We start from the raw sequence: 275 nt of genomic DNA, 5'->3' as shown, positions 1-275 counted from the left end.
GCAGACGGTCCAATGACCGTCACCAGCTTTACTGTTGATGGTAATACATATAGTGCAGGTGACACCGTTACCCTCACCGAAGGTGAGTTAACTTTAAATGCAGATGGTAGTTATACTTTTACACCTAATGACAATTTCAACGGTGCTGTGCCTGTAATTACTTACATTGTTACTGACGGTGCAGGTGATACACAGACTTCTACCTTAACGATTTCAGTAACTCCAGTTTCTGATCTGAGCGATGATAATGAAACTGTCACTGTTGCAGAAGATAC

1 protein-coding gene is annotated in these 275 nt (G+C 41.8%); it reads left to right on the top strand.

What is annotated here, in order from left to right:
• Nucleotides 1-275, top strand: a 275-nt coding sequence (locus H4J69_RS20550) for a cadherin-like domain-containing protein (RefSeq protein WP_182231154.1), incomplete at both ends; no start/stop codon positions are given.

The sequence above is a fragment of the Colwellia sp. BRX10-9 genome (genome assembly GCF_014077405.1).
GTDB lineage: Bacteria > Pseudomonadota > Gammaproteobacteria > Enterobacterales > Alteromonadaceae > Colwellia_A.
This window is presented reverse-complemented; position numbering and strand designations above follow the sequence as displayed.